18 protein-coding genes are annotated in these 15,978 nt (G+C 71.2%); 7 read left to right on the top strand and 11 right to left on the bottom strand.

Annotated features, from left to right (window positions below; translation table 11 throughout):
* The first annotated feature begins 98 nt into the window (after positions 1 to 98).
* The 3 genes from fdhF to H6900_06180 are packed head-to-tail and all read left to right on the top strand — an operon-like array spanning position 99 to position 4,016.
* Positions 99 to 2,984: a formate dehydrogenase subunit alpha gene (fdhF, locus tag H6900_06190; GenBank protein ID MCC0072864.1), complete on the top strand. Its 2,886-nt coding sequence runs from the start codon at positions 99 to 101 to the stop codon at positions 2,982 to 2,984.
* Positions 2,981 to 3,802 (top strand): formate dehydrogenase accessory sulfurtransferase FdhD, encoded by an 822-nt coding sequence (fdhD, locus tag H6900_06185; GenBank protein MCC0072863.1) that lies wholly within the window; start codon positions 2,981 to 2,983, stop codon positions 3,800 to 3,802. The genes fdhF and fdhD overlap by 4 nt, the downstream gene beginning before the upstream one ends.
* Positions 3,792 to 4,016 (top strand): formate dehydrogenase subunit delta, encoded by a 225-nt coding sequence (locus H6900_06180; GenBank protein MCC0072862.1) that lies wholly within the window; start codon positions 3,792 to 3,794, stop codon positions 4,014 to 4,016. The genes fdhD and H6900_06180 overlap by 11 nt, the downstream gene beginning before the upstream one ends.
* Positions 4,017 to 4,061: 45 nt before the next feature.
* On the opposite strand, the gene H6900_06175 is transcribed toward H6900_06180, so the two are convergent.
* The 3 genes from H6900_06175 to H6900_06165 all read right to left on the bottom strand — a co-directional run bounded on the left by H6900_06175 (position 4,062) and on the right by H6900_06165 (position 5,720).
* Positions 4,062 to 4,565, bottom strand: a complete 504-nt coding sequence (locus H6900_06175; GenBank protein MCC0072861.1) for a hypothetical protein — start codon at positions 4,563 to 4,565, stop codon at positions 4,062 to 4,064.
* A gap of 10 nt (positions 4,566 to 4,575) precedes the next feature.
* On the bottom strand, positions 4,576 to 5,094 hold the full coding sequence (locus H6900_06170) for a hypothetical protein (protein ID MCC0072860.1): 519 nt from the start codon (positions 5,092 to 5,094) through the stop codon (positions 4,576 to 4,578).
* A 92-nt stretch (positions 5,095 to 5,186) separates the two neighbouring features.
* A complete protein-coding gene (locus H6900_06165) occupies positions 5,187 to 5,720 on the bottom strand; it encodes a hypothetical protein (protein MCC0072859.1) in 534 nt (177 codons plus the stop codon).
* Positions 5,721 to 5,822: 102 nt separating this feature from the next.
* Between H6900_06165 and H6900_06160 the strand changes: the two genes are divergently transcribed.
* From H6900_06160 to H6900_06145, 4 genes are all read left to right on the top strand, one after another.
* Complete coding sequence (locus H6900_06160) at positions 5,823 to 6,557, top strand: hypothetical protein (GenBank protein MCC0072858.1); 735 nt, start codon at positions 5,823 to 5,825, stop codon at positions 6,555 to 6,557.
* A 73-nt stretch (positions 6,558 to 6,630) separates the two neighbouring features.
* Positions 6,631 to 8,553, top strand: coding sequence for a type II secretion system protein GspD (locus H6900_06155; protein MCC0072857.1), 1,923 nt, complete (start codon positions 6,631 to 6,633; stop codon positions 8,551 to 8,553).
* Between the two features lie 3 nt (positions 8,554 to 8,556).
* Entirely contained in the window at positions 8,557 to 9,996 is a 1,440-nt protein-coding gene (locus tag H6900_06150) for a type II/IV secretion system protein (GenBank protein MCC0072856.1), read from the top strand.
* Complete coding sequence (locus tag H6900_06145; protein MCC0072855.1) at positions 9,993 to 11,198, top strand: type II secretion system F family protein; 1,206 nt, start codon at positions 9,993 to 9,995, stop codon at positions 11,196 to 11,198. Before H6900_06150 ends, H6900_06145 begins: the two co-directional genes overlap by 4 nt.
* On the opposite strand, the gene H6900_06140 is transcribed toward H6900_06145, so the two are convergent.
* Genes H6900_06140 through gspG form a run of 8 tightly spaced genes read right to left on the bottom strand, consistent with a single transcriptional unit; the run spans position 11,188 to position 15,919 of the window.
* A complete protein-coding gene (locus H6900_06140) occupies positions 11,188 to 11,655 on the bottom strand; it encodes a hypothetical protein (protein MCC0072854.1) in 468 nt (155 codons plus the stop codon). The genes H6900_06145 and H6900_06140 overlap by 11 nt on opposite strands.
* The gene (locus H6900_06135) at positions 11,652 to 12,146 is read right to left on the bottom strand and encodes a type II secretion system protein M (protein ID MCC0072853.1); all 495 of its coding nucleotides are present in this window, start codon (positions 12,144 to 12,146) and stop codon (positions 11,652 to 11,654) included. Before H6900_06135 ends, H6900_06140 begins: the two co-directional genes overlap by 4 nt.
* Positions 12,143 to 13,267: a hypothetical protein gene (locus H6900_06130; protein MCC0072852.1), complete on the bottom strand. Its 1,125-nt coding sequence runs from the start codon at positions 13,265 to 13,267 to the stop codon at positions 12,143 to 12,145. The genes H6900_06135 and H6900_06130 overlap by 4 nt, the downstream gene beginning before the upstream one ends.
* A complete protein-coding gene (locus H6900_06125) occupies positions 13,267 to 14,115 on the bottom strand; it encodes a general secretion pathway protein GspK (protein MCC0072851.1) in 849 nt (282 codons plus the stop codon). Before H6900_06125 ends, H6900_06130 begins: the two co-directional genes overlap by 1 nt.
* Positions 14,112 to 14,627: a prepilin-type N-terminal cleavage/methylation domain-containing protein gene (locus H6900_06120; protein MCC0072850.1), complete on the bottom strand. Its 516-nt coding sequence runs from the start codon at positions 14,625 to 14,627 to the stop codon at positions 14,112 to 14,114. Before H6900_06120 ends, H6900_06125 begins: the two co-directional genes overlap by 4 nt.
* The gene (locus tag H6900_06115; GenBank protein ID MCC0072849.1) at positions 14,627 to 14,983 is read right to left on the bottom strand and encodes a prepilin-type N-terminal cleavage/methylation domain-containing protein; all 357 of its coding nucleotides are present in this window, start codon (positions 14,981 to 14,983) and stop codon (positions 14,627 to 14,629) included. Before H6900_06115 ends, H6900_06120 begins: the two co-directional genes overlap by 1 nt.
* On the bottom strand, positions 14,974 to 15,483 hold the full coding sequence (locus H6900_06110) for a GspH/FimT family pseudopilin (GenBank protein ID MCC0072848.1): 510 nt from the start codon (positions 15,481 to 15,483) through the stop codon (positions 14,974 to 14,976). The genes H6900_06115 and H6900_06110 overlap by 10 nt, the downstream gene beginning before the upstream one ends.
* Positions 15,452 to 15,919, bottom strand: coding sequence for a type II secretion system major pseudopilin GspG (gene gspG / locus H6900_06105; protein MCC0072847.1), 468 nt, complete (start codon positions 15,917 to 15,919; stop codon positions 15,452 to 15,454). The genes H6900_06110 and gspG overlap by 32 nt, the downstream gene beginning before the upstream one ends.
* Between the last annotated feature and the right edge of the window lie 59 nt (positions 15,920 to 15,978).

Below are 15,978 nucleotides of genomic sequence, written 5' to 3'. Positions count from 1 at the left end.
CGGCCCGCGCCCGCGCCCGACCTGCTGACCCTGTTGCGCAGCGAGCTGATCGACCGCTGCACCCAGCCCAAAGCCCAGCCCCGAGGGGAGACCACGAAATGAAGGACTTCATCATTCCCTGGGATGACCGCGACTATGGCACGCCCGCGTCGAAATCCACCAGGCAGGTGTCGCTGACCATCGACGGTTTCGCGGTGACGGTGCCCGAGGGGACCTCGATCATGCGCGCGGCGGCGCTGGCCGGGATCGACATTCCCAAGCTGTGCGCGACCGACAGCGTCGAGGCCTTCGGCTCGTGCCGGCTGTGCCTGGTGCAGATCGAGGGGCGCAACGGCACCCCCGCGTCCTGCACCACCCCGGTGGCCGAGGGACTGACGGTCCACACCCAGACCGACACCTTGCAGCAACTGCGCAAGGGGGTGATGGAGCTTTACATTTCGGACCACCCGCTTGACTGCCTGACCTGCGCCGCCAACGGCGATTGCGAATTGCAGGACATGGCCGGGGCGGTGGGTCTGCGCGACGTGCGCTACGACGCGATCGACACCCATTTCCGCCCGCGCCAGAACGGCCACGCCAACCCGCAATGGATGGCCAAGGATCAGTCGAACCCCTATTTCGATTATGACCCCTCCAAATGCATCGTCTGCTCGCGCTGCGTGCGCGCCTGCGAGGAAGTGCAGGGCACCTTTGCGCTGACGATCCAGGGTCGGGGCTGGGACAGCCGCGTCTCGGCGGGGATGAAGGGCGACACCTTCCTGTCGTCGGATTGCGTCAGCTGCGGCGCTTGCGTGCAGGCCTGCCCGACCGCGACCCTGATCGAAAAGTCGGTGGTCGAACTGGGCACCGCCGCGCGCAGCGTCGTCACCACCTGCGCCTATTGCGGTGTCGGCTGCAACTTCAAGGCCGAAATGCGCGGCGACCAGCTCGTCCGCATGGTCCCGCACAAGAGCGGCAAGGCCAACCACGGCCACAGCTGCGTCAAGGGCCGCTTCGCCTGGGGCTATGCGACGCACAAGGACCGCATCCTGTCGCCGATGATCCGCGACAAGATCACCGATCCCTGGCGCGAAGTCTCGTGGGACGAGGCGCTGAGCTTTACCGCCGCGCGGCTCAAGGGGCTGATGGCCGAATACGGCCGGCAGTCGGTCGGGGTCATCACCTCGTCGCGCTGCACCAACGAGGAAACCTTCCTGGTGCAGAAGCTGACGCGCGCGGTGTTCGGCAACAACAATACTGACACCTGCGCCCGCGTGTGCCATTCGCCCACCGGCTACGGGCTGGGGCAGACCTTCGGCACCTCGGCCGGCACCCAGGATTTCGATTCCGTGGACGAGGCCGATGTCGTCATGATCATTGGCGCCAACCCGACGGACGCGCACCCGGTCTTTGGCAGCCGCCTGAAGAAGCGTCTGCGCGCCGGGGCCCGGCTGATCGTCGTCGATCCGCGCCGCACCGAACTGGTGCGGGACAGCGCCCATATCCGCGCCGCGCACCACCTGGCCTTGCGCCCCGGCACGAACGTCGCCGTGGTCACCGCGCTGGCGCATGTGATCGTGACCGAAGGGCTGGCGAACGAGACCTTCATCCGCGAGCGTTGCGACTGGGACGAATTCCAGGACTACGCCGCCTTTGTCAGCGAAGCGCGCAACAGCCCCGAGGCGACCGAGGCCCTGACCGGCGTTCCCGCCGACACCGTCCGCAAGGCCGCCCGGCTTTACGCCACCGGCGGCAACGCGGCGATCTACTATGGACTCGGCGTGACCGAACACAGCCAGGGCTCGACCACGGTGATCGGCATCGCCAACCTGGCCATGCTGACCGGCAACATCGGCCGCCGGGGCGTCGGCGTGAACCCGCTGCGGGGCCAGAACAACGTTCAGGGCAGCTGCGACATGGGCAGCTTCCCGCATGAACTGCCGGGCTATCGCCACGTCAAGAACGACGATGTGCGCGCGCTGTTCCAGGGCGTCTGGGGCACCGCGATCGACCCCGAGCCGGGCCTGCGCATCCCCAACATGCTGGACGCCGCGGTCGAGGGCAGCTTCAAGGCGCTCTATTGCCAGGGCGAGGACATCCTGCAATCCGACCCCGACACGCACCACGTCGCGGCCGGTCTGGCGGCGATGGAATGCGTCATCGTGCACGACCTCTTCCTGAACGAGACGGCGAATTACGCGCATGTGTTCCTGCCGGGTTCGACATTCCTGGAAAAGGACGGGACCTTTACCAACGCCGAGCGGCGCATCAACATGGTGCGCAAGGTGATGGCGCCGAAGAACGGCTATGCGGACTGGGAAATCACCCAGATGCTGGCCAACGCGATGGGCGCGAACTGGAACTATGCGCACCCCAGCCAGATCATGGACGAAATCGCCCTGCTGACCCCCAGCTTCGCCGGTGTCAGCTACGATCTGATCGAGGAGATGGGATCGGTCCAGTGGCCGTGCAACGAAAAGGCGCCCGAGGGCACGCCGACCATGCATGTCGGCGGGTTCGTGCGCGGCAAGGGCAAATTCATCCGCACCGACTATGTCGCGACGGACGAACGGACCGGGCCGCGCTTCCCGCTGCTGCTGACCACCGGGCGCATCCTCAGCCAGTATAACGTGGGCGCGCAGACGCGGCGCACCCCGAACACCGTCTGGCACGATCAGGACCTGCTGGAAATCCACCCCCACGACGCCGAAAATCGCGGCATCCGCGAGGGGGATATGGTGCGGCTGACCTCGCGCGCGGGCGAGACGACGCTCAAGGCGACGATCACCGACCGGGTGTCGCCCGGCGTGGTCTATACCACCTTTCACCACCCCGACACGCAGGCCAACGTCGTCACCACCGATTTCTCGGACTGGGCGACGAACTGCCCGGAATACAAGGTGACGGCGGTGCAGGTCGCGCCCTCGAACGGGCCCAGCGCCTGGCAGGAGGATTACACCGCCCAGGCCAACCAGTCCCGCCGCATCCTGCCCGCGGCGGAATGATGCAGGGCGCGGCGCCCCGTCCCCGGCTGGCCTTTGGCGCGGCGATCGCGCCGGGCGAGCGCGTGCTGCCGCAAGAGGTCGCGGTGGCGCTGACCTTCAACGGCACCACGCAGGCGGTGATGATGGCGACGCCCGACCACCTGGCGGATTTCGCCTATGGTTTCGCCCTGACCGAAGGGCTGGCGCGGCCCGACGAGATCGAAAGCCTGGACGTGGTGGACACCGCGCGCGGGCTCGACGTGCAGATCTGGGTGTCGGCCGCGGCCGAGGCCCGGCTCAAGGCCCGACGCCGGACCATGGCGGGGCCGGTGGGCTGCGGGTTGTGCGGCATCGACAGCCTGGAGCAGGCGCTGCGCGCGGTGCCGGCGGTGCCCCATGGCCCGTTTCGCCTGTCACCGGCGCAGGTCATGGCGGCGGTCGCGGCCCTGCCCGGGCAGCAGACGCTGCATGACGCCACCCGGTCGGTGCATTGCGCGGCCTTCTGGGATGGCACGCGGATGATTGCCGCGCGCGAGGACGTGGGCCGCCACAATGCGCTGGACAAGCTGGTCGGGGCGCTGGTGTCGGGCAAGTCGGGCGATCCCGTCCGCCCTGCGCAGGGCGCGGTGATCCTGACCTCGCGCGTGTCGATCGATCTGGTGCAAAAGGTCGCCGCACTGGGGGCGCCGGCGATCGTCGCCTTGTCCTCGCCCACCGCCGACGCCGTCGATCTCGCCGAGACCGCCGGCCTTACATTGATCGCCCAGGCCCGGCACGACCGGTTCGAAGTCTTCACCCATTCCGACCGCATCACCTCGGAGCCCCAGAATGTCCGCTGAAAAACTGATCCGCATGGCGAACCAGATCGCCACCTTCATGGAATCGAAACCTCACGCCGAGGGCGTCGCGGGTCTCGCCGCGCATATCAACGATTTCTGGGAACCCCGGATGCGCCGCCAGTTGTTCGACATCCTCGACGCGGGCGGGGCCGGGCTGAAGCCGCTGGTGCTGGACGCCGCCGCGCTGATCCGCCGGCCGGCCGCGGCCGCCTGAGGGGGCAGGCGCCGGGGCAGACGACGCCGCCCCGGGGTCTGCGGTTCAGTTCGCGGCCGCGTTGCGCAGAACCGCGGTCAGCGTGACGGTGCAGCCCACCTCGCCGTTGAAATTGCGGATCAGGAACTCGCCATAGCGCGAGTTGCCGCCCTGGCCGGACCGCGTGTCGTTCGCCCGCCAGTCCACAACCCGCACCCGGGGGTTGCCGCCGAGCCAATACATGCGGTCCCAGACCGAGCGCGCGGTCGCCGCGCGGAACCATGCGGTCGCGTTCAGCGCGTTCGGAATGCGGTAGGTGTTGATCCCGCCCACCATGAAGGCAATCGTGATGTGGCTGTTGCGCTCGCCCTGGTCGGCGCCGTTGCGCACGCGCACGCGGACCATCTCGGGGCCCGTCGGCCAGCCGTAGCGTTCGCAGCCCTGCGGGCTGTGGACCGTGCCACCGCCCAGCCATTCCGCCTGCGCCGGCAGCGCGCCCAGCACGAGGGTCGTCAGCGCCAGCGGGGCCAGCACGGCACGAAGCGTCGATCGCATCGAAATACGGGTCATGATCCGGTCCTCAAAGCTTGCTCATGGTCAGCACGACCCGCATTTCGCAGGAATCGGATTCGCTGAAATGGGTCAGGCCAAAGACCATTTCGGTCTGATCGACCCAGGGATTCGGCCCCTCGCCGATGACGATCTGCATGCGCGGGTTGGTCGGGGTCCAGACATCGTTCCAGATATACGAGGGCGTCGTCGGCAAGGGCTGGAATTCGCGCCGTTGCTGCGACGTGTCGAACCCGAACGAGATCGTGCCGGTCGGCAGCAGCAGCGTGATATGCGAGGTGTTCCACGCGTTTTCAGGCGTTCCCTGCGGGGCCCAGCGCGCCAGGATCTGGTGCGTTCCCGTCCAGCCGATGGTCGCGCAGCCGTCCGACCATGCATACATGTAGCCGCCGCCAAAGAATTCCGTCGCAGCCAGCGTCGGGTGTGCCGTCGCGGTCGCCACGCAGGCCGCCAAGGTCGCCGCCGCCGCCCGACCCCGTGCCGTGCCGCGCGGTTCGGGCCTCTCCGTCACCGTGGTGAACATCGCCATACTCCGCATTCGTTACAAATTGTCGGCAATTTCTGACCAGACAAAACGGCGGAATTGCGGAACGGATCGGGTCTTTTTGCGAGAAGCCCGGATCAGCCCCGCCCCAGTGTTTCCAAATCGGCATCAATGAGTTGCAACCGCGCCCGCATGCTGCCGGCGGTATCGAGGGGGCCGTTCTCGCGGGTGAAGCGCGTCAGATCCTCGCGCGCGCCCTCCAGCAAGGCGCGGGTCGCGGCATCCGCCTGGCCCTGCGTCAGCCGCGCACGCGCCGCCTCGTGCCGGGCGGTGCCGCGCACCGCCAGGGCCGAGGCTTGGATGCTGCCGTCCCGGCCCGCGATCAGCGGATCGGCGGCGGCGATGGCATCGTCGTAGCGGTTCGCGCGCAGCAGGGCGTGAGCGTATTCCAGTTGCACCCGCGAGGCGCTGCCGCTGTCCAGCGACCCCATCAGCCGCCCATACCGCTGCACCGCCAGGTCATAGTTCCCGGTCTCCAGCGCCTGGCGGGCCACCAGATAGTCGGATTGCGCCCCCCCGCCGGCCAGCGTTCCGGCGGCCTCGCACGATGTCAACAGCACAAGCGAAACCACGGCCAGTCGCCGGCCGCCGGACAGGATGGAAGGGATCACTGCTCTCACCTTCGGTTTATTGGTTGTTATGGGCTTTTTTCTTTTCAATTTAGGATTATCGACAGATAATGTCCAGAAAAACACCCCGAGGCCCATTCGCGCATGACCCTTGCCGCACCGTTTCGTGCGCCCGACCGCGCCCGACCGCTCGCGCTGCTGCCCGCAGCCGCGGTGGCGGGCTTTGGATTGGGGTTGGCCGGGCTGGCGGTGACGGCGCCCGCCCCCCCTGTCACGCCCTTGCCGCCGGTCAGCGCGCTGGCCGCCGACCGTCCCGCCGACGCGCCCGAGCGCGCGGCACGCGTGGCCTGGCCGCCCCTGTTCGGAACACCCGCTCCGCAGGCCGCGCCGGCCCCCGTTTCGGCGCCGCGCGACCCTGAGCCCGTCGCCGAAACCGGCCCGATCTTTGACCCCGGCACCCTGGTGCTGCGTGGGGTGGTGGTGGATGCGCAGGGCTCCATCGCGCTGATCGACACGCCCCAGGGGGCGGTCCTGGGCCGCGTCGGCGACAGGTTGGCCGATGGCGCAGAGATCGTCACCATCGACCCGGAAGGTATCGAGGTGGTGCTGGACGACCAGCTTTTCGCGATCACCTTTGACGAGACCGCGCCACCGCCCACCGACGACCGCTCGGTCGAGGGGCCGCTGGACGAGCCCGCCCGCCCGGTTCGGCAAAGGGCCCCGGCGCGCGACGAGGGGCCCGTCGAACCCGCCCCGCGCGGCATGTTCGGCGCCCTCGCGCCCTATGTTCCCAGCCCGCCACAGATCGGCGGCCCGCCCCCCCGAACGACGCCCCAGGGCGCGCGCGCGGGCCAACCGACAACCGGGAGCAACCGATGACGGCCCTTCCCTGCCCGCCTGCCTTTGACTGCGCCGCAGTTGACCTTGTGCTCGAAACGGAAACAATCGCCCCATGATCCGCATCGTCGCCTTTCTGGTCCTCAGCCTCGGCCTCGTGCTGGCATCGCCCGGCGCGGCGCCGGCGCAGATCCGTCTCGATCTGCGCGACGTGGACCTGCGCAGTTTCATCCAGCTTGTCTCGGAACAGACGGGGCGGAATTTCCTGGTGGACCCCGAGATTCAGGGCCAGGTGTCGGTCTATGCGCCCGTGTCGGTCACGCCGGCGGCGATGTACGAGATCTTTCTCAACGTGCTGGAAATGAACGGCCTGACCATCGTCGAGGGGGAGGGCATCGACCGCATCGTGCCGATGCACGCCGCCGCGGGGCTGGCGTCCGGCGCGCCCGGCGCGCGACAGGGCGGCGCCTACGAGACCCGTGCGATCCCCGTGCCCGCCGCCGACCTGAACGAGATCTACGACGTGGTCGAGCCGCTGATCGCCCCCGATGCGATGCTGACGCCGATCCCTTCGGCGGGGCTGCTGGTGCTGTCCGACCGGCACGAGAACATCGCCCGCATCGAATCGCTGGTGCAGCGGCTGACGCAGGCCTCGAGCCGGTCGGTCGAGGCAATCCGCCTGAACCACGCCAATGCCGCCGAATTGCTGACGGTGCTGCAAAGCGCGACGCCCGCGATCAACGGCGCCAGCCTGGCGGCGGACACGGGCGCGAACAGCATCGTCGTGTCGGGTCCGTCGGAATACCGCGACCGGGTGCGCGCGATCGTACGCGAGCTGGATCAGCCGCAGGTGCGCCCGACCTCGCGCGTGGTGCGGCTGAACTATGCCCAGGCGCCCGAATTGGCCGAGGTCCTGCGCCAGTCCCTGGGTGTGACCGGCGAAGGCGAATCCACCGTCACGGTGGTGGCCGAACCGCAGTCCAACGCGATCCTCATCACCGCCCCGCAAGAGCGGCTCGATTCCATCGCGCAGGCGGTGCGGGCGCTGGACATCCGCCCCTCGCAGGTGCTGATCGAGGCCGTGATCTTCGAGATCAGCGCCGAGAATTTCAGCGACCTGTCGGTGCAGTTCGGCGGGCTTCTGAACCAGGCGATCGGGGGCGGCACCTCGTTCGCGCTGGACGGGCGCAGCAGCCTGATCACGCTGATTTCGGCGGCCATGGCGGGCAACAGCCTGGACCCGGGAACGGGCGGGACGATCGCCGCGTCGGATGGCAACTTTGCCGCGCTGATCACCGCGATCGCGCGCGAACGCACCACCCGGTTGCTGTCCACGCCGGCGGTCCTGACCCTGAACAACCAGGAGGCCGAGATCGTCGTGGCGCAGAATGTGCCCTTCGTCACCGGCAGCTATTCCACCGTCGGCACCAGCCCGGTGCCCAACCAGCCCTTCCAGACGATCGAGCGCCAGGACGTGGGCCTGACCCTGACGGTGCGCCCCCAGATCACCGAGGACGGCACCGTGCGCATGTCCATCGCGCAGGAGGTGTCGAACCTGACCGGCACCACCGCCGCCGCCGGAGGCGAGGTGACGGCGCGCCGGCGGCTCAGCACCAACGCGCTGGTCGGCAACGGCGAGGTCATCATCCTGGGCGGCTTGATCGAGGACAGCTCGAACGCGCAGAACCAGCGCGTGCCGGGGCTCAGCAACCTGCCGGTGATCGGGCAGCTGTTCCGGGGCCGCAGCGTGCAGGAGGGGCAGCGCGTGCTGCTGGTCATGCTGCGCCCGCGCGTCGTCAGCACCGAACGCGAGGCCACCGTGCTGACCCGTCAGATCGCCCGCGAATCCGAAACCCTGAGCCGCCGCATCGCGCCGCGCAACAACGACAGTCTCTATCCGCAGGTTCGCCGCACCGGGTTCCCGTTCGATGGCGTGGACCTGAACCAGCCGTTCGACGAAACCTATGTCGATCAGGCGGTGCGCGAGCGGCTGTTCCCGGCGCTTCCGCCCCGGCTCAATGTGGATGTGGGCCAGTAGCCCATGAGCGGCGCGCGCCTGCCCTTTGCCTTTGCCCGCGACAATCAGGTCGCGATCGAGGACGGCACGCTGCTGATCGGCCCCGAGGCCAGCGCCAACGGCCTGCGTGCCGCCCGGCTGATCGCCGGGCGCCCTCTGGAGGTCGCGGTGCTGGACTCTGACGGGTTTCCCGCGCGTCTGGCGCAGCTCTATGACGGCGGAACCGAGGACGCGGCCGCCGAGGTCGCCTTTGACCTGGAAGAGGCGCGTGCCGAAACCGGCCGCGATCTGCTGGAGGACCCCGAAGACGCGCCCGTCATCCGGCTGGTGAACCAGTTGCTGCGCCAGGCGGTGCGCGGCGCGGCCTCGGACCTGCATCTGGAACCGCACGAGGACGGATTGCGCGCGCGGATGCGCATCGACGGCACGATGCAGACCGTGTTTGACCGCCGCGACGTGCCCGCGCGGCGGGTGGTGTCGCGGCTGAAGGTGATGGCGGGGCTGGATATCGCCGAAACGCGGCTGCCGCAGGACGGGCGCATCGCGCTCAGGCTGGGGGGGCGGGCCATCGACGTGCGCCTGTCCACCCTGCCCGGCCACCACGGCGAGCGGGTGGTGATGCGCCTGCTGGACCGTTCGGGCGGGCTGATGGCACTGGACCGGCTGGGCCTGTCCGACGCCGACGCGCAACGCCTGAACCGGCTGGCCGCGCTGCCCAACGGCATCATCCTGGCGACCGGGCCCACCGGGTCGGGCAAGACCACCACGCTTTATTCGCTGCTCAGGCTGGCGGACCGGCGCGAACGCACGATCCTGACGGTCGAGGACCCGGTCGAATACGACCTGCCCGGCATCTCGCAGACCCCGGTGAACCCCGACATCGGCCTGACCTTTGCGCGCGGTCTGCGCTCGATCCTGCGCCAGGACCCGGACGTGATCCTGGTGGGCGAAATCCGCGACGGCGAGACGGCGCAAGTGGCCAGCGAGGCCGCGCTGACCGGGCATCTGGTGTTTTCCTCGCTGCACGCGAACACCGCGCTGTCGGCCATCGTGCGGCTGCGCGAACTGGGGGTCGAAGGGTATCTGATCGCAGCCACGCTGCGCGGCGTCATCGCCCAGCGGCTGGTGCGGCGCCTGTGCCCGCACTGCGCGCGCACCGCCCCCCTGTCCGACATCGAGGCCGCGCCCTTTGCCGCCCATGGCCTGCCCCGCCCCGCCGAAACCGCCCATGCGACCGGCTGCGAGGCCTGCGACAACACCGGCTACAGCGGCCGGCTGGGTGTGTTCGACATCCTGGAAATCGACGAGGCGCTGAAAGCGGCGATCGACACCGACGCCTCGGAGCTGCGTCTGCGCCAGGCCGCGGGCGAGCGCCCGTCGCTGATGGCGGCGGCCCTGATGCGGGTGGCGGCGGGCGAAACCACCCTCGCCGAGGTCCGCCGCGTCATGGGCGACACGCCGTGAGGACCTTCGCCTATACCGCCTACACGCCGCAGGGCAAACGCAGGCGCGGCGTGGTGGTGGCCGAGGACGAAAGCGATGCCTCGGCCCGGGTCGCGGCGCTGGGGCTGATGCCGTCAACGGTTGAACCTCAGTCCGGCCCGGTGCGCGCGCGGCGGCGTGAGCGCCGCATCGACCGCGACCTGTTGTCGGTGTTCACCCGCCAGATGGCGGTTCTGCTGGGCGCAGGCCTGACCGCCGAAGCCGCACTCGAGGCCGTGCAGGGCGCCGCCGGGGCCGCCCGCATCGAACGCCTGGCAGCCGAGGCCCGCGCCGGCCTGACCGAGGGCGAACCCCTGGCCGAGGCCCTGGGCCGCGCGGGCGGCGCGCTGCCGCCCTGGTATGCGGCCGCGATCCGCGCGGGCGAACAGTCGGGCGATCTGACCGCCGTGTTCGACACCCTGGCCGACCACCTGGAAACCAGCGCGGGCGACCGCGCGGCCATTGCCTCGGCGCTGGTCTACCCGGCCTTTGTCACCGTCGTCGCTGTCGTCGTCTGCGCGATCCTGATGACCACCGTAGCGCCGCAGATCGTCGCCATGTTCCAGGATTCGGGCCGGCCGCTGCCACCGCTGACGGTGGCGGTGATGGCCATCGTCGATTGGGTGCGCGACGACTGGGGGCTGCTGCTGGTGCTGCTGGCGCTGGCGGTTGCCGGCTGGATCTGGGTCGCGCGCACCCCCGCGCTGCGCGACCGCCGCGACGGGCTGTTCCTGCGCCTGCCGCTGATCGGGCGGTTCCTGCGCATGGCCGAAGCCGCGCAATACCTGCGCACCATGGCGGTGGTCATCAACGCCCGCCTGCCCCTGCCCGAGGCGCTGCGCTATTCGGCCGGCGTGCTTGAAATCGCGCGCTACCGCCGCCTGGCCGACGACGCGGGCGAGGCGTTGCGGCGCGGGGAAAGCCTGTCGCAGGCGCTGGCGCGGCTGCCCTTCCTGCACCCGGTGGCGCGGCAACTGGTGCAGGCGGGCGAGGCCTCGGCACGGCTGGGGCCGATGACCGAACGCGCCGCCGTGCTGGCCGAAAGCTGGCTGAGAACGGAACGCAAGCGCGTGTCGGTCATCATCGAGCCGGCCTCGATGGTGATCGTGGGCGCCATGGTGCTGACGATCGTGCTGGCCATCCTGCTGCCGATCTTCGACATGCAGTCGCTGGTCACGGGGTAACCGGCGTCCAGCGGTCGCCAATCCAGCGCAGATGCAGCGGGCCGTCCTGCGTGCGGCCGTCGATGTCGCCCGCGACCGTCCGCCCGCCCCAATCCAGCGTCAGTGCGCCGCCCTCGACCGCCAGCGCGCCGGTGCCCGCCTCCAGGACCGAAAGCGGCAGCACCCCGCGCAGGTCGGACAGGACCAGCCCCCCGTTGCCCGGCCAGGCCTGCGCCTGCGCCTGCCAGTCGGCGCCGCGCAGCGTGACGGTCCAGCCGTCCAGCCCGTGCCAACGCCACGACAGCGCCGCCCCGGCCAGCGTGCCCCGCCCCTCGGGCAGGCCCGCGTCGGGCGACATGTTCGCCATCCATGCCGGGGCCAGACGCAGCGCGCGCAGATGCCCGACCCGCCCGCCCACGGCGGCGGCCAGGCCCAGCCCCAACAACAGGCCGACGATCACCGCGAGGGTCCGGGTCATGGCAGCGGCTCCAGCGTCAGCGCGGCATCGACCAGCCCGGGACCGGCGCGCGTCAGCCCGAGCGTGCCGATCGCGTAGCCCATTGGCGCCGCCTGATCGAGCCAGGCCATCAGCGCGTCGAACGGCACGGCCCCCAGTTCGATGGACACCGCGCCGCCGGGCGCGTTCTGCAACAGCCGCACCGCGGGGCGCAATCCGGCGTCGATCAGCCGCCCCTCGATCCCGCCGGGACCGATCGGCGCGGGATGCGCCGCGGGGCCCGGTTCGCCGGCCACGGGCAGCGCCGCGATCTGGGATTGACGGGCGCGATACCAGAGGTTTTCGGCCTGCGCGGTCTCCAGGTCTGCCCGGGCCGCGGCGCGCGCGTCGATCAGCGGCAGCGCCACCAGGCCGACAAAGGCGACGGGCAGCGCCAGCAACACCAGCAGCGCCAGAAGGCCCCGTTCGCGGGGGCTGCGGCCGGCCAGCAGATGGGCAAGCGCGGCGATCACGGCGCCTCCTCCAGCGTCAGGGTCGCGGCCACGCCGCCGGCGTCGATGCCCGAGCGCGCGGTGCCGGCACGGATGCCGGCCTGCGCCAGCCCGGCGATCAGCGCGTCGAGAGCGCGGAAATCGGGCAACGCCACATCGACCTGCACCCGGTCCCCGCCCAGCGTGAGCGTGCCGACCTGCGCGCCCTCGGCCAGCACCGGCGCGGCGCGGCGCAGCAGATCCAGGGGTCCCAGCGGCGCGGCCCGGGGCCGGGCATCGCGGGTCCGGCGGTCGATCTCGCGCGTGACCTGGACTTGCAGGTCCAGGATCGGCCCCGCGGGCAGCAGGTCGCGGCGCACGGCCGACAGGGTCTCGGACCGGATCGCGGCCGCCTGGGCGCGGTCGTCGCGGATCGTCACGGCCTGCGACCCCGCCCAGCCCAGCGCCCCCAGGACGACCAGCGCGGCCGGCCACAGCGCCCGCCTGAGACGGGTCTCGATCCCGGCAGCATCGGCGTGGGGGTCGCGCGCAAAGTCCACCGCCAGATCGGCGGCGGCGAGGGGGCGCGGGACGATCCCGGCGGGCAGCTCGGCGGGATCGGTTGCCTGCGCAAGCCCGTCGAACAGGGCGTCCAGCGCCGCATCCGCGCCGAGCCGCAGCACGGCCGCCGGGCCGGGGCCGGCCAACGCCTGGCGCAGCATCTGCCGCGCCAGGTCCGGCTCGGCGGTGAAGCCGTCCTCGGGGCCCAGCCGCACGACCAGACCGTCGCGCCCGGCCTGCACCGACCAGAGCCCGGGCGCCGTGGGCAACGCCAGATAGTCGGGCAGGATCCCCCGGCAGCGCGCCGCCGCCGTTCCCAGCGCGCCGCGCCAGCGCAGCACATCGGCGCGATGCGCGACGGCGGCGCGGGTCCAGCCCTCGGCGCCAAGCGGGCGCAGGTCCAGCCCCGGGCCCAGCCGGTCACGGATCTGGCGCCGCGCGACATCCTCGCGCGCGGGGCCCTTCAGCGTCGCGGGCAGCGTCAGGGTCAGCAGCGGCGCATCGGCCCCCGGCGCCAGCGCCACGAACGGCCCGGCGGGCGGCGCGCCGTCACCGATCCGCCAGAACGCGAGCGGGGTAGAAGAAGGCGGGGCTTTGCGCATCAGTCGAACTCGGGCATGGACAGGATGACGGCAAAGCGCCCTGTGGGACCGCCGGATCTGAGCACAACAGACCGGCGCAGCACGAGGCTGTCAAGCCGCACCTCCAGCCGGGCGAGAAACCACCGCGATCCCGTGGTCAGGGGCAACACCGCCAGCACCCCCGCCGGTCCGTCGCCCAGGCTGCGCCGAGCCCAGTCGATCAGCGCCGCGATCTCGCTGGCCGGTTCGGTCGCGACATGCCGCAAGAGCGCGTCGCGATCGCCCCCGGACAGGGCGGGCGCCAGGGCGGCCAGCACCGCGGGGGACAGGGTGTTGACGTTCAACCCCTCGGCGTCGGGCAGCGCGGCGATCAGCGGTTGCAGGTCGGACCAGACCTGTCGCGTTTCGGTGTCCTCGGTCAGCGCCCAGGGCGTCGCGGGCGACAGCGCGGGCATCGCCGCAAGCCGCGCCGCCACGCGCCGCGCCACGCTGCCCGCCAGCCCGGCGCCCCGCGCAAGACGCACGAAGGCGTCGCGCCAGGCCTCTTGCGGATCGGTCAGCAGCGCGGTCAGGTTGAACCGGCCTTGCAGATCCTCGACCTGCCAGGACAGCGTGGCATCGCCGATCCGCACACCGGCGCGCGGCTGCGCCCAGGGCTGCCGCGTCGTGACCGGACCGTCCCGTGGCAATGTCGCGCGCAGCTGTTCGACCGCGCCGTCCAGATAGACCGAGGCCTGCACCGCCTGCTGGCGCAGCGCCAGCCGTTCTGTCGCCTGCCCCGCCCGCAGCATCAGCGCCGCCGCCACGGCGGCCAGCGCGGCGACGATCAGCAGCGCCTGGATCAGCGCCATGCCCCGCTGCCGGCTCATCGCGCGACCACCAGCCGCAGGGGCCCCGGATCGTCGGTCTGCACCAGCGCCTCGAACCCGGCGGCCAGCGACCAGGGATCGTCGTCGGGCTGAAGGGGTGTCACCGACAGCGCGCGCACCCCGGTCAGAACCGGCTGCGCAGCGCCGTCGAGCGCGCGAAAGAGCGTGCCGTCGCGCACCTGCCAGGTCACCGTCGCCAGGCCGCTGCCCGCCCGCGCGGGCGCGCCGCCGGCCACGGCCACCACCCCCCCGATCCGCACGGTGACGCCGGTCGCGTCGATCAGCAGGCCCCCGGTCGGCGTGCGCGCGCCCGGGTCCATCGGCACCGCACGCGCCAGGTCCAGGCGCAGCAGGCTGAGCGTGCGGATCACCGCGCGGTCGCGGTCGTCATGGCGGGTCAGAACGGCGCGTTGGTGGAACACCCCGCCCAGCGCCTGCACCGCCATGACCGAGACCACGGCAAGGATCGCCATCGCCGCCAGCAGTTCGATCAGGGTGAAGCCCTTGCGCATCACGACCCCCGTGCCGGCACGGCGGCGACCAGCCGTGCGCCGGGGCGTTCGGGCGCGGTTACGGCGATCGTGGCCTCGATCAGGCCTCCGGCCATGGCGGACTCGGTCACCGAAACGGCCCAGTCACGCCCCCCCTGCGACACCACGGGCGGCAGGCCGCGCCCCGCCTGCATCCCCTGAAGCCGCAGTTCGGCGGCACGGTTCAGCGCGACCTCGGTCGCCAGGGCCCGGTCCAGTTGCCCGCCGATGCCGCGCTGGGCCGCGTCAAAGCTGCGATAGGCGGCCATGGTGCCGATGGCCAGGATCGCCACCGCCACGGCCAGTTCGATCAGCGTGAAGCCCGCCCTCACCCGCATGTCAGCGCCCCCGCGGCGGGCGCGGCGCAGGCGCGCCGGCCCGCGCCGGTCACCAGAACCGCCGTGAAGGGCGTGCTGCCGCCGTCGGGCGCGAACAGGATAGGCGGCGGCTGGCCGGTTCCCGGTGGCGTCAGACGCGCCGGCGCGGCGCGTCCGGCGATCTGCCAGCCGACGGTCAGCCCGCGCGTCCGTTCGGCGACGCCGAGATCCTGCCACAGCCCCTGCGCGTCGCGCTGGCGCAACTGCCAGCCATCGGCGCGCGGCTCGATCCCGATCAAACGCTGGCCCAGCAGGGCACGGTCACGAGCGCGCTCGACCGTCGCGGCCAGTTGCGCGGCCGGATCGGTGCCCGCACGGAACGCGCCGCCCGCCGTCAGGCCGACGCCCACCGACAGGATCGACACGATGGCCACGACAACCAGCAGTTCGATCAGGGTGAACCCTGCCGTGGCGCGCCCCGGGGCCGGGTTAGTCCGCCTGCCAGCTTGTGATGTCGGCATCCGCGCCGCTGCCTCCGCTTTCGCCGTCGGCGCCCTGGCTCACGATGTCGAAAGCCCCGTGTACGCCGGGCGCGAGGTAGAGATAGGGGTGGCCCCAGGGATCTTGCGGCACGCGCTCGAGATAGCCGCCGTCGGCCCAGTTCGCGGGCGCCGGATTGGGCCGGGTGACCAGGGCCGCCAGCCCCTGTTCGGTGCTGGGGTAGGCGCCCGTATCCAGCCGGTAGAGGTTCAGCGCCGAGGCAATCGCCGCGATGTCCGACTGCGCCCGCGCCGCGCGCGCCTGATCGGGGCGGTCGATGACGCGCGGCACGATGACCACCGCCAGAAGGGCCAGAATCACCACCACGACCATCAGTTCGATCAGCGTCAGCCCCGCGTCGCGCCTGAGCCGCCGCGCTTGCGCGTGCCGCGCCGCCCTGCGAATACTTGTCGTCATGTCCTGCCCCGCATTGCGCCCCGTTTTGCCCCGCGTCCAGACTACCGCCAAGCCCGCCG

It is taken from the genome of Rhodobacter sp. (genome assembly GCA_020637515.1).
GTDB lineage: Bacteria > Pseudomonadota > Alphaproteobacteria > Rhodobacterales > Rhodobacteraceae > Pararhodobacter.
The sequence above is the reverse complement of the archived record's forward strand: the minus strand, read 5'-3'. Positions and strand labels throughout refer to the sequence as shown.

Bases quoted from the DNA above. Each gene is read 5' to 3' on its own strand.
- H6900_06115 (MCC0072849.1), bottom strand. From the start codon at position 14,983: ATGCGGGTGAGGGCGGGCTTCACGCTGATCGAACTGGCCGTGGCGGTG.
- fdhF (MCC0072864.1), top strand. From the start codon at position 99: ATGAAGGACTTCATCATTCCCTGGGATGACCGCGACTATGGCACGCCC.
- H6900_06150 (MCC0072856.1), top strand. From the start codon at position 8,557: ATGAGCGGCGCGCGCCTGCCCTTTGCCTTTGCCCGCGACAATCAGGTC.
- H6900_06155 (MCC0072857.1), top strand. From the start codon at position 6,631: ATGATCCGCATCGTCGCCTTTCTGGTCCTCAGCCTCGGCCTCGTGCTG.
- H6900_06110 (MCC0072848.1), bottom strand. From the start codon at position 15,483: ATGCCGACATCACAAGCTGGCAGGCGGACTAACCCGGCCCCGGGGCGC.
- H6900_06160 (MCC0072858.1), top strand. From the start codon at position 5,823: ATGACCCTTGCCGCACCGTTTCGTGCGCCCGACCGCGCCCGACCGCTC.
- H6900_06175 (MCC0072861.1), bottom strand. From the start codon at position 4,565: ATGACCCGTATTTCGATGCGATCGACGCTTCGTGCCGTGCTGGCCCCG.
- H6900_06120 (MCC0072850.1), bottom strand. From the start codon at position 14,627: ATGCGCAAGGGCTTCACCCTGATCGAACTGCTGGCGGCGATGGCGATC.
- H6900_06130 (MCC0072852.1), bottom strand. From the start codon at position 13,267: ATGCGCAAAGCCCCGCCTTCTTCTACCCCGCTCGCGTTCTGGCGGATC.
- H6900_06180 (MCC0072862.1), top strand. From the start codon at position 3,792: ATGTCCGCTGAAAAACTGATCCGCATGGCGAACCAGATCGCCACCTTC.
- H6900_06170 (MCC0072860.1), bottom strand. From the start codon at position 5,094: ATGGCGATGTTCACCACGGTGACGGAGAGGCCCGAACCGCGCGGCACG.
- H6900_06125 (MCC0072851.1), bottom strand. From the start codon at position 14,115: ATGAGCCGGCAGCGGGGCATGGCGCTGATCCAGGCGCTGCTGATCGTC.
- H6900_06140 (MCC0072854.1), bottom strand. From the start codon at position 11,655: ATGACCCGGACCCTCGCGGTGATCGTCGGCCTGTTGTTGGGGCTGGGC.
- fdhD (MCC0072863.1), top strand. From the start codon at position 2,981: ATGATGCAGGGCGCGGCGCCCCGTCCCCGGCTGGCCTTTGGCGCGGCG.
- gspG (MCC0072847.1), bottom strand. From the start codon at position 15,919: ATGACGACAAGTATTCGCAGGGCGGCGCGGCACGCGCAAGCGCGGCGG.